We start from the raw sequence: 10484 nt of genomic DNA, 5'->3' as shown, positions 1-10484 counted from the left end.
GCTACTTATTCCTCAATTTTACCGCCAGCAGCCTCGATAGCAGCACGAGCGCCTTTGGTGACACGCAGACCACGCAGGGTTACCGGACGAGCGACTTCGCCAGAAAGTACAACTTTCGCGAATTCGATCTGGACACCAACTACGTTAGCGGCTTTCAGCGCGTTCAGGTCGATAACATCGCCTTCAACCAGAGCCAGTTCAGACAGACGAACTTCTGCCGTGATCATCGCTTTGCGTGAAGTGAAGCCGAATTTCGGCAGACGACGGTACAGAGGCATCTGACCACCTTCGAAACCACGACGTACGCCACCGCCAGAACGAGACTTCTGACCTTTGTGACCACGGCCGCCGGTTTTACCCAGGCCAGAACCAATACCACGACCTACACGCTTAGGCGCATGCTTGGCACCTTCAGCCGGAGACAGAGTATTTAAACGCATCTGTTACTCCTCAACTTTAACCATGTAGGAAACCAGGTTGACCATACCGCGAACAGCAGGAGTATCCTCGCGCTCTACGGTGTGACCAATACGACGCAGACCCAGACCGAGCAGAGTAGCTTTATGCTTCGGCAGACGGCCAATTGAGCTGCGAGTTTGTGTAACTTTAATAGTCTTAGCCATGGTCAATTACCCCAGAATGTCGGCAACGGATTTACCACGCTTAGCAGCGACCATTTCAGGAGACTTCATATTCGCCAGAGCGTCGATAGTTGCACGAACCACGTTGATCGGGTTGGTGGAACCATAAGCTTTAGCCAATACGTTGTGCACCCCAGCAACTTCGAGAACGGCGCGCATTGCACCGCCCGCGATGATACCGGTACCTTCATGAGCAGGCTGCATGAACACGCGAGAACCCGTGTGAGCGCCCTTAACAGGGTGCTGCAGGGTGCCGCTGTTCAGCGCGACGTTCATCATGTTGCGACGGGCTTTTTCCATCGCTTTCTGGATCGCTGCTGGAACTTCGCGTGCTTTGCCGTAGCCAAAACCAACGCGACCGTTACCATCACCAACTACAGTCAGTGCGGTAAAGCTGAAAATACGGCCACCTTTTACGGTTTTAGATACGCGGTTTACCGCGATCAGCTTTTCCTGCAGTTCGCCAGCTTGTTTTTCGATGTGAGCCATCTTAAACCTCTTCCTTAGAACTGAAGGCCAGCTTCACGGGCAGCATCTGCCAGTGCCTGGACTCGACCATGATATTGGAAACCGGAACGGTCAAAGGATACTTTCGCAATCCCTTTTTCCAACGCGCGCTCAGCCAGAGCTTTACCTACGGCTGCTGCTGCGTCTTTGTTACCGGAATACTTCAGTTGCTCCGCGATAGCTTTTTCTAAAGTAGAAGCGGCTACCAGTACTTCAGAACCGTTTGGAGCAATCACCTGTGCGTAAATGTGACGCGGGGTACGATGTACCACCAGGCGGGTTGCACCCAGCTCTTGGAGCTTGCGGCGTGCGCGGGTCGCACGACGGATACGAGCAGATTTCTTATCCATAGTGTTACCTTACTTCTTCTTAGCCTCTTTGGTACGCACGACTTCGTCGGCGTAACGAACACCCTTGCCTTTGTAAGGCTCAGGACGACGGTAAGCGCGCAGATCTGCTGCTACCTGGCCAATTACCTGCTTATCAGCGCCTTTCAGCACGATTTCAGTTTGGCTTGGGCATTCAGCAGTGATACCTGCCGGCAGCTGGTGATCGATAGGGTGAGAGAAGCCCAGGGCCAAATTCACCACGTTGCCTTTAACGGCAGCACGATAACCAACACCTACCAGTTGAAGCTTCTTGGTGAAGCCTTCGGTAACACCAACAACCATTGCGTTCAGCAGAGCGCGCGTGGTACCCGCTTGGGCCCATGCGTTAGCAAAACCTTCGCGCGGAGCGAAAGTCAGTGCGTTAGCTTCTTGCTTCACTTCAACGGCGTCGTGGATAGTACGAGTCAACTCGCCGTTTTTACCCTTAATCGAAATAACCTGACCGTTGAGTTTTACCTCTACGCCGGCAGGAATGACGACGGGTGCTTTTGCAACACGAGACATTCTTTCCTCCCGAATTAAGCTACGTAGCAGATAATCTCGCCACCCAGACCAGCCTGGCGAGCTGCACGATCGGTCATAACACCTTTAGAGGTAGAAACAACAGCGATACCCAAACCGGCCATAACTTTTGGCAGCTCATCTTTTTTCTTGTAGATGCGCAGACCTGGACGGCTGATACGTTGAATGCTTTCTACCACAGCTTTGCCCTGGAAGTACTTCAGTACCAGTTCCAGAACAGGCTTGGCGTCGCCTTCGATTTTGAAATCTTCAATAAAACCTTCTTCCTTCAGCACGTTGGCAATTGCCACTTTCAGCTTGGAGGAAGGCATGGTGACCGCAACTTTGTTCGCGGCTTGACCGTTACGGATACGGGTCAGCATATCCGCGATCGGATCTTGCATGCTCATCTGTCTTTACTCCCGTGATTCAATTGGTAATTACCAGCTAGCCTTTTTCAAGCCTGGTACTTCACCGCGCATAGCGGCTTCACGAAGCTTAATACGGCTCAACCCGAATTTGCCCACATAACCATGTGGACGGCCAGTTTGGCGGCAGCGTTTACGCTGACGAGACGGGCTGGAATCACGCGGCAGAGTTTGCAGCTTGAGAACGGCATTCCAACGATCTTCATCGGATGCGTTCACATCAGAGATAATAGCTTTCAGTTCAGCGCGTTTTGCAAAGAACTTGTCAGCTAATTTCACGCGCTTGACTTCGCGTGCTTTCATTGATTGCTTAGCCATCAGTAACCCTGCCTTACTTGCGGAACGGGAAGTTAAAAGCAGCCAGCAGCGCGCGGCCTTCATCATCAGATTTCGCAGTAGTGGTAATGGTAATATCCAAACCACGAACGCGATCGACTTTGTCGTAGTCGATTTCTGGGAAGATGATTTGCTCACGCACGCCCATGCTGTAGTTGCCACGGCCATCGAATGACTTGGCGGACAGGCCACGGAAGTCACGGATACGTGGAACAGCAATGGAGATCAGACGCTCAAAGAACTCCCACATGCGTTCGCCACGCAGAGTTACTTTACAGCCGATCGGATAGCCCTGACGGATTTTGAAGCCTGCAACAGATTTGCGGGCTTTGGTGATCAACGGTTTTTGACCGGAGATGGCTGCCAGGTCCGCTGCGGCGTTATCCAGCAGTTTCTTGTCAGCAATCGCTTCACCAACACCCATGTTCAGGGTGATCTTCTCGACCCGAGGGACTTGCATGACAGAGTTGTAATCAAACTGAGACATCAGTTGTTTGACTACCTCGTCTTTGTAGTAATCATGCAGTTTCGCCATCGTATTACTCCAAATTACTTGATAGTTTCGCTGTTAGACTTGAAGAAACGGACTTTTTTGCCGTCTTCGAATCTAAAGCCTACACGGTCAGCCTTGCCGGTAGCCGCGTTGAAGATAGCAATGTTAGAAACCTGAATTGCAGCTTCTTTCTCAACAATGCCGCCTGGTTGGTTCAGAGCCGGAACCGGCTTCTGGTGTTTCTTAACCAGGTTGATGCCTTCAACAATGACCTTGCCAGCAGACAGGACATTTTTTACTTTACCGCGCTTACCTTTGTCTTTCCCGGTAATCACGATAACTTCGTCATCACGACGGATCTTCGCTGCCATGTTCGCTCCTTAGAGTACTTCTGGTGCCAGAGAGATAATTTTCATGAACTTCTCATTACGCAGTTCACGAGTTACCGGCCCAAAAATACGCGTACCGATTGGCTGCTCGCTGTTATTGTTCAAAATAACGCATGCATTGCCATCGAAGCGAATGACAGAACCGTCCGGGCGACGTACACCCTTCTTGGTGCGCACCACTACCGCCTTCAGAACATCGCCTTTCTTCACCTTACCGCGAGGAATTGCTTCCTTGATGGTAATTTTGATGATGTCGCCGACGCCTGCGTAGCGACGGTGCGAGCCACCTAGAACCTTGATACACATTACGCGACGTGCACCGGAGTTGTCGGCGACGTTCAGCATAGTCTGTTCTTGGATCATTTTAGTGCTCCGCTAATGTCAACTACTACTTTAAAGACCCAAGTAAAAATTAGGCCGTTGAAAAGCCCCATAACCGAGGGCGCAGCATTATAACACCGCTTACTTGGTATGGGTAGAAAAAATAAACGGCTCATTTTCTGAGCCGTTTATTAAGTGAGAGCCAGCTACTCTATTACAGAATCGCTTTCTCTACAACGCGAACCAACGTCCAGGACTTGGTCTTGGACAGTGGGCGGCATTCGCGGATTTCCACCACGTCGCCGGTACCACATTCGTTGTTCTCGTCATGTACGTGCAGCTTGGTCGTACGTTTGATGAATTTCCCGTAGATTGGGTGCTTCACAGTACGCTCGATAGCAACAACGATGGATTTCTCCATTTTATCGCTAACAACACGACCCTGCAGGGTACGGATAACTTCAGTCATTTACACACCCGCCTTTTGAGTCAGTAAAGTCTTAACGCGTGCGACGTCACGACGCACTTGTTTCAACAGGTGAGTTTGTTGCAGCTGGCCACTGGCCGCCTGCATGCGCAAGTTGAATTGCTCACGCAGCAGGTTGAGCAGCTCGGCATTCAGCTCTTCAACGCTTTTTTCACGCAGCTCTTGTGCTTTCATTACATCACCGTCTTAGTTACAAAGGTGGTTTTGATCGGCAGTTTCGCTGCTGCCAGTTTGAATGCCTCGCGGGCAACCTCTTCTGGCACGCCGTCCATTTCGTACAGGACCTTACCAGGCTGGATCAGGGCAACCCAATACTCCACGTTACCCTTACCTTTACCCATACGCACTTCCAGCGGCTTCTCGGTGATCGGTTTGTCCGGGAATACACGGATCCAGATCTTGCCTTGACGCTTAACTGCACGAGTCATTGCACGACGAGCTGCTTCGATTTGACGAGCAGTCAGACGGCCACGGCCAACAGCTTTCAGACCGAAAGTGCCGAAGCTAACATCCGTACCTTGCGCCAGACCACGGTTGCGGCCCTTGTGCACCTTACGGAATTTTGTACGCTTTGGTTGTAACATCAGCGACTCTCCTTACTTGCGGCCTTTACGCTGCTGCTTTTTAGGTTGAGCAGCCGGTTCCGGTTGTTCAACTGCAGCCATACCACCCAGGATCTCACCTTTGAAGATCCATACCTTAACGCCGATTACACCATAAGTGGTGTGCGCTTCAGATGTGTTGTAGTCGATGTCCGCACGCAGAGTGTGCAATGGAACACGACCTTCGCGGTACCATTCGGTACGTGCGATTTCAGCGCCGCCAAGACGGCCGCTTACTTCAACTTTGATACCTTTAGCGCCAAGACGCATTGCGTTCTGTACTGCACGCTTCATAGCACGACGGAACATAACGCGACGTTCCAGCTGAGAAGTGATGCTGTCAGCAACCAATTTAGCGTCGAGTTCCGGTTTACGGACTTCGGCGATGTTGATCTGTGCAGGAACGCCAGCGATGTCCGCTACGACCTTGCGCAGTTTTTCGACGTCTTCACCTTTCTTGCCGATAACGATGCCTGGGCGAGCAGTGTGAATGGTCACACGGATGCTCTTCGCAGGACGCTCGATAACGATGCGAGAAACGGAAGCTTTCGACAGTTCCTTAGTCAGGAATTGACGAACTTTAAAGTCGCTGTCCAGGTTGTCAGCGAATTCTTTGGTATTCGCATACCAAGTAGAGTTCCAAGGTTTGACAATACCCAGGCGAATACCATTAGGATGTACTTTCTGACCCATTGCTAGTCTCCAGAGTCTCAGCGATCGGACACAACCACAGTAATGTGGCTGGTGCGCTTCAGGATGCGATCTGCACGACCTTTTGCACGCGGCATAATGCGCTTCATGCTTGGGCCTTCGTCTACGAAGATTTTCGTAACTTTCAGATCATCGATGTCAGCGCCATCGTTGTGTTCTGCGTTAGCAATGGCAGACTCCAGCACTTTCTTAACCAGACCAGCAGCTTTCTTGTTGGTGTAGGTCAGAGTTTCCAGAGCTTGCGACACTTTCTTACCGCGAATCAGGTCAGCAACAAGGCGAACCTTCTGAGCAGAAGAACGAGCGTGGCGATGTTTAGCGATAGTTTCCATCTCTTCCTCCTACCTTAGCGCTTTTTAGCTTTTTTATCAGCCGCATGGCCGCGATAAGTACGAGTCGGCGCGAATTCACCCAGTTTGTGACCGACCATTTCATCGGAAACGAACACTGGTACGTGCTGACGACCATTATGGACAGCGATGGTCAAACCGATCATGTTAGGAAAGATCGTTGAACGACGGGACCAAGTGCGCAAAGGCTTCTTGTCACCGCTTTCCACCGCTTTCTCTACCTTCTTCAGCAAGTGCAGGTCAATAAAAGGACCTTTCTTGAGAGAACGTGGCATGGCTTATCCTCTAATTATTTTTTGCTACGGCGACGTACGATGAACTTATCAGTACGCTTGTTGCTACGGGTCTTCTTACCTTTGGTCTGAACGCCCCACGGAGTTACCGGGTGCTTACCAAAGTTACGACCTTCACCACCACCGTGCGGGTGATCTACCGGGTTCATCGCCGTACCGCGAACGGTAGGACGAACACCACGCCAACGTGCAGCACCTGCTTTACCCAGAACGCGAAGCATGTGTTCAGCGTTACCGACTTCACCCAGGGTGGCGCGGCAATCAGCTGGAACTTTACGCATTTCGCCGGAGCGCAGACGCAGAGTTACGTAGGAACCATCACGAGCAACGATCTGAACGTAGGCACCAGCGGAGCGAGCCATCTGGCCGCCTTTACCTGGTTTCATTTCTACGTTGTGAACCGTTGAACCAACTGGAATGTTGCGCATCGGCAGGGTGTTACCCGCTTTGATTGCAGCATCAACGCCAGATTGAATCTGGTCACCAGCTTTCAGGCCTTTCGGCGCCAGGATGTAACGGCGTTCGCCGTCTTTGTACAGAACCAGCGCGATGTTCGCGGAACGGTTCGGATCGTACTCCAGACGCTCAACCACAGCAGGGATACCGTCTTTGTTGCGCTTGAAGTCAACCAGACGATAATGTTGCTTGTGGCCACCACCGATATGACGGGTGGTGATACGGCCATTGTTGTTACGACCACCGCTTTTGCTCAGTTTTTCCAGCAGCGGGGCATAAGGTTTACCCTTGTGCAGCTCAGGGTTAACCACTTTAACAACGTGGCGACGACCCGGAGATGTAGGTTTACATTTAACAATTGCCATTGTTCTTACTCCTCCGACTTACTCTGCGCCGCCGATGAAGTCCAGATTCTGGCCTTCTTTCAGGGTGACGTAAGCTTTTTTCCAGTCGCTACGACGACCAACACGCTGACCGTGACGCTTCACTTTCCCTTTAACTACCAGGGTGTTCACGTCTTTGACTTCGACTTCAAACAGTTTCTGCACTGCAGCTTTGATTTCTGCTTTGGTCGCGTCTTTGGCAACTTTGAGAACGATGGTGTTGCTTTTTTCCATCGCAGCGGATGCTTTTTCAGATACGTGCGGTGCACGCAGCACTTTCAGCAAACGTTCTTCACGGATCATGCCAGCATCTCCTCAACTTGCTTCACAGCATCAGCAGTCATAACCACTTTGTCGAAGGCGATCAGGCTAACCGGATCGATACCTGCTACATCGCGCACGTCAACCTTGTACAGGTTGCGAGCTGCCAGGAACAGATTCTCATCCAGTTCACCGGTCACGATCAGCACGTCTTCCAGAGCCATATCTTTCAGTTTCTGTGCCAGCAGCTTAGTTTTAGGCGCTTCTACAGAGAACTTCTCGACAACGATCAGACGATCTTGACGTACCAGTTCGGACAGGATGCTTTTCAGCGCGCCGCGGTACATCTTTTTGTTTACTTTCTGACTGTGGTCCTGTGGCTTAGCAGCAAAGGTCACGCCGCCTGAACGCCAGATCGGGCTCTTTACAGAACCTGAACGCGCACGGCCGGTGCCTTTCTGACGCCATGGCTTTTTGCCGGAACCAGTTACTTCAGCACGGGTCTTCTGAGCACGAGTACCTTGACGGGCACCTGCTGCATAAGCAACAACAACCTGGTGTACCAGCGCTTCGTTGAAATCACGACCGAAGGTAGTTTCGGAAACAGTCAGCGCGCTTTGCGCGTCTTTCAATACTAATTCCATTGCTATCCCCTTACGCCTTCACAGCTGGTTTAACGATCAGGTTGCCACCGGTTGCGCCCGGTACAGCACCCTTAACCAGCAGCAGGTTGCGCTCAGCGTCAACACGTACTACGTCCAGGCTTTGAACGGTTACGCGCTCATCACCCAGGTGGCCAGCCATTTTCTTGCCTTTGAACACTTTGCCCGGAGTCTGGTTCTGACCGATAGAACCCGGAACGCGGTGAGACAAGGAGTTACCGTGGGTAGCGTCTTGGGTACGGAAGTTCCAGCGCTTAACAGTGCCAGCAAAACCTTTACCTTTAGAAGTACCGGTAACATCGACTTTTTTAACGTCAGCGAAGATTTCTACGCTAATTTCCTGACCTGCAGCGAATTCTTGACCTTCTTCCAGGCGGAATTCCCACAGACCACGGCCAGCTTCAACGCCAGCTTTAGCGAAATGGCCCGCTTCCGGCTTGGTTACACGGTTAGCTTTTTTGCTACCAGTGGTAACCTGAACGGCACGGTAACCGTCGGTGTCCAGGCTTTTAACCTGAGTCACGCGGTTCGCTTCAATTTCAATTACGGTTACTGGGATAGAAACGCCATCTTCAGTGAAGATACGGGTCATACCCACTTTTTTACCGACTAAACCAATCATTGTTTCAACCTCTCAATCGCTCAATGACCTGATTAACCCAGGCTGATCTGCACGTCTACACCGGCAGCCAGATCCAGACGCATCAGAGCATCAACGGTTTTCTCGGTTGGCTCAACGATGTCAACCAGACGCTTGTGAGTGCGAATCTCGTACTGATCGCGCGCGTCTTTGTTGACGTGCGGAGAGATCAGAACGGTAAAGCGCTCTTTGCGAGTTGGCAGCGGGATCGGACCACGGACTTGCGCACCAGTGCGCTTTGCAGTCTCGACGATTTCCGCGGTTGATTGATCGATCAGACGATGATCAAACGCTTTCAGGCGGATACGGATTCTTTGGTTCTGCATGAGACCAGAGCTCCAATTATTTATAAACGTAAATAATTACTCCTCACACCCATTTCGATTGATGGGGGAGTGTAATCGTCAACATATAACCCCCATATCGGGAGTATTGTTCGAAAGGCAAAAAAGGCCTGCCAATCGACTGATTCGCTAAAATCAGGCTTACCAAGATTAGGTAAGCCCGCGCATTATACGCAAAATGGCCCAGGAAGCAAGCCGCAGTTGGAAATATGCTCAGGAAATCGTCATTTTTGCGCGTTCAGCGACGATCACGGGATGAAGGTGGCGATCAAGGTATGAATTATGCTTAGCGGGCAGCTCCCCTGCCCCGCCGTAAAAACGGTCGCCGGCAGGAGAGGCGATGACGAACGGAGGGCAGGCTTACTCTTTGCGTTCTAAAATCTGGGCCTGGGCATAGTTTTGAATACCGAGGCGAGCAATCAGATCCAGCTCGGTTTCCAGCCAGTCGATATGCTCTTCTTCATCGGCCAGAATGTCGATCATCAAATCACGGCTGACATAATCGTGAATCGAGTCGGCGTAGGCGATACCTTCGCGCAGATTCTTGGCGCCCGCCAATTCCAGCGCCAGATCGGAACGCAGCATCTCTTCAATGTCTTCGCCGATGTTCAGCTTACCGAGGTCCTGCAGATTAGGTATTCCTTCCAGGAACAGGATACGCTCGATGTAGCGATCGGCATGTTTCATTTCGTCGATCGACTCGTGGTATTCCTTATCGTTGAGGCGCATTAAGCCCCAATTCTTGAACATGCGGGCGTGCAGGAAATATTGATTGATGGCAACCAGCTCGTTGCCGAGCAGCTTGTTGAGGTGAGCAATGATCTTTTTATCGCCTTTCATAGGTAACTCCTCCTGGCCAGTTCTAAAAGTGTAGAACCTGTAAGCCAAGAGTCAAAAATAACCTTACCCTTTGTTAGGCAACTTCATGCATTGGGATGATAGTTCCGCGTTCCTCCACCATAATCTGTCTTGCCTGACGAATGCACTTTCCACAATCGGTACCAATCGGCACAAGTTCACGCAGCTGCTTCATGGTATGGGGGTTGTGCTGACGCACCGCATTACGGATCGCTTTGTCAGTCACCGCATTACACAGACATACATACATAGAGAGACTCACTTCTTAACCAATGCATTGAGTCTAAATAGGAATGGTTTTTATTTCAATTAAGATTTATACAAATTGCATAAAAAAAGGGCACCGAAGTGCCCTTTTTTGTGTCGAAAAATTATTCGCGATTAAGCGATAACTTTAGCAACAACACCAGCGCCTACAGTACGGCCGCCTTC

23 protein-coding genes are annotated in these 10484 nt (G+C 51.0%); all 23 read right to left on the bottom strand.

Annotated elements, in window-relative coordinates; all coding sequences use genetic code 11:
* Window positions 1-5: 5 nt before the first annotated feature.
* The 23 genes from rplO to bfd all read right to left on the bottom strand — a co-directional run bounded on the left by rplO (window position 6) and on the right by bfd (window position 10302).
* Window positions 6-440: a 50S ribosomal protein L15 gene (rplO, locus tag MMS95_RS22540; RefSeq protein ID WP_004929742.1), complete on the bottom strand. Its 435-nt coding sequence runs from the start codon at window positions 438-440 to the stop codon at window positions 6-8.
* A gap of 3 nt (window positions 441-443) precedes the next feature.
* Window positions 444-623, bottom strand: coding sequence for a 50S ribosomal protein L30 (rpmD, locus tag MMS95_RS22535; protein ID WP_048232028.1), 180 nt, complete (start codon window positions 621-623; stop codon window positions 444-446).
* A 6-nt stretch (window positions 624-629) separates the two neighbouring features.
* Entirely contained in the window at window positions 630-1130 is a 501-nt protein-coding gene (gene rpsE / locus MMS95_RS22530) for a 30S ribosomal protein S5 (protein WP_004929747.1), read from the bottom strand.
* Between the two features lie 14 nt (window positions 1131-1144).
* Entirely contained in the window at window positions 1145-1498 is a 354-nt protein-coding gene (gene rplR, locus MMS95_RS22525; protein WP_004929748.1) for a 50S ribosomal protein L18, read from the bottom strand.
* Between the two features lie 9 nt (window positions 1499-1507).
* On the bottom strand, window positions 1508-2041 hold the full coding sequence (gene rplF / locus MMS95_RS22520) for a 50S ribosomal protein L6 (protein ID WP_004929751.1): 534 nt from the start codon (window positions 2039-2041) through the stop codon (window positions 1508-1510).
* A 14-nt stretch (window positions 2042-2055) separates the two neighbouring features.
* Window positions 2056-2448 carry a 30S ribosomal protein S8 gene (gene rpsH / locus MMS95_RS22515; protein WP_004929753.1) on the bottom strand — a complete coding sequence of 131 codons (393 nt, stop codon included), beginning with the start codon at window positions 2446-2448 and terminating at the stop codon, window positions 2056-2058.
* Between the two features lie 30 nt (window positions 2449-2478).
* Window positions 2479-2784, bottom strand: a complete 306-nt coding sequence (gene rpsN, locus MMS95_RS22510; protein ID WP_004929754.1) for a 30S ribosomal protein S14 — start codon at window positions 2782-2784, stop codon at window positions 2479-2481.
* 13 nt (window positions 2785-2797) lie between these two features.
* On the bottom strand, window positions 2798-3337 hold the full coding sequence (rplE, locus tag MMS95_RS22505) for a 50S ribosomal protein L5 (RefSeq protein WP_004929756.1): 540 nt from the start codon (window positions 3335-3337) through the stop codon (window positions 2798-2800).
* Between the two features lie 14 nt (window positions 3338-3351).
* Window positions 3352-3666, bottom strand: coding sequence for a 50S ribosomal protein L24 (gene rplX, locus MMS95_RS22500; RefSeq protein ID WP_004929758.1), 315 nt, complete (start codon window positions 3664-3666; stop codon window positions 3352-3354).
* A gap of 9 nt (window positions 3667-3675) precedes the next feature.
* Window positions 3676-4047: a 50S ribosomal protein L14 gene (gene rplN / locus MMS95_RS22495; protein ID WP_000613954.1), complete on the bottom strand. Its 372-nt coding sequence runs from the start codon at window positions 4045-4047 to the stop codon at window positions 3676-3678.
* Between the two features lie 172 nt (window positions 4048-4219).
* A complete protein-coding gene (rpsQ, locus tag MMS95_RS22490; protein ID WP_004929760.1) occupies window positions 4220-4474 on the bottom strand; it encodes a 30S ribosomal protein S17 in 255 nt (84 codons plus the stop codon).
* Entirely contained in the window at window positions 4475-4666 is a 192-nt protein-coding gene (rpmC, locus tag MMS95_RS22485; protein ID WP_004929762.1) for a 50S ribosomal protein L29, read from the bottom strand.
* The gene (rplP, locus tag MMS95_RS22480) at window positions 4666-5076 is read right to left on the bottom strand and encodes a 50S ribosomal protein L16 (RefSeq protein ID WP_004929764.1); all 411 of its coding nucleotides are present in this window, start codon (window positions 5074-5076) and stop codon (window positions 4666-4668) included. Before rplP ends, rpmC begins: the two co-directional genes overlap by 1 nt.
* A 12-nt stretch (window positions 5077-5088) precedes the next feature.
* Entirely contained in the window at window positions 5089-5787 is a 699-nt protein-coding gene (gene rpsC, locus MMS95_RS22475) for a 30S ribosomal protein S3 (protein ID WP_004929766.1), read from the bottom strand.
* Window positions 5788-5804: 17 nt separating this feature from the next.
* Window positions 5805-6137 carry a 50S ribosomal protein L22 gene (gene rplV / locus MMS95_RS22470; RefSeq protein WP_002223844.1) on the bottom strand — a complete coding sequence of 111 codons (333 nt, stop codon included), beginning with the start codon at window positions 6135-6137 and terminating at the stop codon, window positions 5805-5807.
* A gap of 14 nt (window positions 6138-6151) precedes the next feature.
* On the bottom strand, window positions 6152-6430 hold the full coding sequence (gene rpsS, locus MMS95_RS22465; protein ID WP_004929772.1) for a 30S ribosomal protein S19: 279 nt from the start codon (window positions 6428-6430) through the stop codon (window positions 6152-6154).
* Window positions 6431-6444: 14 nt separating this feature from the next.
* The gene (gene rplB / locus MMS95_RS22460) at window positions 6445-7269 is read right to left on the bottom strand and encodes a 50S ribosomal protein L2 (RefSeq protein WP_004929775.1); all 825 of its coding nucleotides are present in this window, start codon (window positions 7267-7269) and stop codon (window positions 6445-6447) included.
* 18 nt (window positions 7270-7287) lie between these two features.
* Entirely contained in the window at window positions 7288-7590 is a 303-nt protein-coding gene (gene rplW / locus MMS95_RS22455) for a 50S ribosomal protein L23 (RefSeq protein WP_004929776.1), read from the bottom strand.
* Window positions 7587-8192, bottom strand: coding sequence for a 50S ribosomal protein L4 (gene rplD, locus MMS95_RS22450; RefSeq protein ID WP_004929779.1), 606 nt, complete (start codon window positions 8190-8192; stop codon window positions 7587-7589). The genes rplW and rplD overlap by 4 nt, the downstream gene beginning before the upstream one ends.
* Before the next feature lie 10 nt (window positions 8193-8202).
* Window positions 8203-8832 carry a 50S ribosomal protein L3 gene (rplC, locus tag MMS95_RS22445; RefSeq protein ID WP_015379265.1) on the bottom strand — a complete coding sequence of 210 codons (630 nt, stop codon included), beginning with the start codon at window positions 8830-8832 and terminating at the stop codon, window positions 8203-8205.
* A gap of 32 nt (window positions 8833-8864) precedes the next feature.
* A complete protein-coding gene (gene rpsJ, locus MMS95_RS22440) occupies window positions 8865-9176 on the bottom strand; it encodes a 30S ribosomal protein S10 (protein WP_001181005.1) in 312 nt (103 codons plus the stop codon).
* Window positions 9177-9554: 378 nt separating this feature from the next.
* Window positions 9555-10034: a bacterioferritin gene (gene bfr, locus MMS95_RS22435; RefSeq protein ID WP_004929784.1), complete on the bottom strand. Its 480-nt coding sequence runs from the start codon at window positions 10032-10034 to the stop codon at window positions 9555-9557.
* Between the two features lie 73 nt (window positions 10035-10107).
* A complete protein-coding gene (bfd, locus tag MMS95_RS22430) occupies window positions 10108-10302 on the bottom strand; it encodes a bacterioferritin-associated ferredoxin (RefSeq protein ID WP_015379266.1) in 195 nt (64 codons plus the stop codon).
* Between the last annotated feature and the right edge of the window lie 182 nt (window positions 10303-10484).

This window comes from Serratia sp. PGPR-27, from assembly GCF_022678525.1.
GTDB lineage: Bacteria > Pseudomonadota > Gammaproteobacteria > Enterobacterales > Enterobacteriaceae > Serratia > Serratia nematodiphila.
This window is presented reverse-complemented; position numbering and strand designations above follow the sequence as displayed.

Bases quoted from the DNA above. Each gene is read 5' to 3' on its own strand.
- rplO (WP_004929742.1), bottom strand. From the start codon at position 440: ATGCGTTTAAATACTCTGTCTCCGGCTGAAGGTGCCAAGCATGCGCCT.
- rpmD (WP_048232028.1), bottom strand. From the start codon at position 623: ATGGCTAAGACTATTAAAGTTACACAAACTCGCAGCTCAATTGGCCGT.
- rpsE (WP_004929747.1), bottom strand. From the start codon at position 1,130: ATGGCTCACATCGAAAAACAAGCTGGCGAACTGCAGGAAAAGCTGATC.
- rplR (WP_004929748.1), bottom strand. From the start codon at position 1,498: ATGGATAAGAAATCTGCTCGTATCCGTCGTGCGACCCGCGCACGCCGC.
- rplF (WP_004929751.1), bottom strand. From the start codon at position 2,041: ATGTCTCGTGTTGCAAAAGCACCCGTCGTCATTCCTGCCGGCGTAGAG.
- rpsH (WP_004929753.1), bottom strand. From the start codon at position 2,448: ATGAGCATGCAAGATCCGATCGCGGATATGCTGACCCGTATCCGTAAC.
- rpsN (WP_004929754.1), bottom strand. From the start codon at position 2,784: ATGGCTAAGCAATCAATGAAAGCACGCGAAGTCAAGCGCGTGAAATTA.
- rplE (WP_004929756.1), bottom strand. From the start codon at position 3,337: ATGGCGAAACTGCATGATTACTACAAAGACGAGGTAGTCAAACAACTG.
- rplX (WP_004929758.1), bottom strand. From the start codon at position 3,666: ATGGCAGCGAAGATCCGTCGTGATGACGAAGTTATCGTGATTACCGGG.
- rplN (WP_000613954.1), bottom strand. From the start codon at position 4,047: ATGATCCAAGAACAGACTATGCTGAACGTCGCCGACAACTCCGGTGCA.
- rpsQ (WP_004929760.1), bottom strand. From the start codon at position 4,474: ATGACTGAAGTTATCCGTACCCTGCAGGGTCGTGTTGTTAGCGATAAA.
- rpmC (WP_004929762.1), bottom strand. From the start codon at position 4,666: ATGAAAGCACAAGAGCTGCGTGAAAAAAGCGTTGAAGAGCTGAATGCC.
- rplP (WP_004929764.1), bottom strand. From the start codon at position 5,076: ATGTTACAACCAAAGCGTACAAAATTCCGTAAGGTGCACAAGGGCCGC.
- rpsC (WP_004929766.1), bottom strand. From the start codon at position 5,787: ATGGGTCAGAAAGTACATCCTAATGGTATTCGCCTGGGTATTGTCAAA.
- rplV (WP_002223844.1), bottom strand. From the start codon at position 6,137: ATGGAAACTATCGCTAAACATCGCCACGCTCGTTCTTCTGCTCAGAAG.
- rpsS (WP_004929772.1), bottom strand. From the start codon at position 6,430: ATGCCACGTTCTCTCAAGAAAGGTCCTTTTATTGACCTGCACTTGCTG.
- rplB (WP_004929775.1), bottom strand. From the start codon at position 7,269: ATGGCAATTGTTAAATGTAAACCTACATCTCCGGGTCGTCGCCACGTT.
- rplW (WP_004929776.1), bottom strand. From the start codon at position 7,590: ATGATCCGTGAAGAACGTTTGCTGAAAGTGCTGCGTGCACCGCACGTA.
- rplD (WP_004929779.1), bottom strand. From the start codon at position 8,192: ATGGAATTAGTATTGAAAGACGCGCAAAGCGCGCTGACTGTTTCCGAA.
- rplC (WP_015379265.1), bottom strand. From the start codon at position 8,832: ATGATTGGTTTAGTCGGTAAAAAAGTGGGTATGACCCGTATCTTCACT.
- rpsJ (WP_001181005.1), bottom strand. From the start codon at position 9,176: ATGCAGAACCAAAGAATCCGTATCCGCCTGAAAGCGTTTGATCATCGT.
- bfr (WP_004929784.1), bottom strand. From the start codon at position 10,034: ATGAAAGGCGATAAAAAGATCATTGCTCACCTCAACAAGCTGCTCGGC.
- bfd (WP_015379266.1), bottom strand. From the start codon at position 10,302: ATGTATGTATGTCTGTGTAATGCGGTGACTGACAAAGCGATCCGTAAT.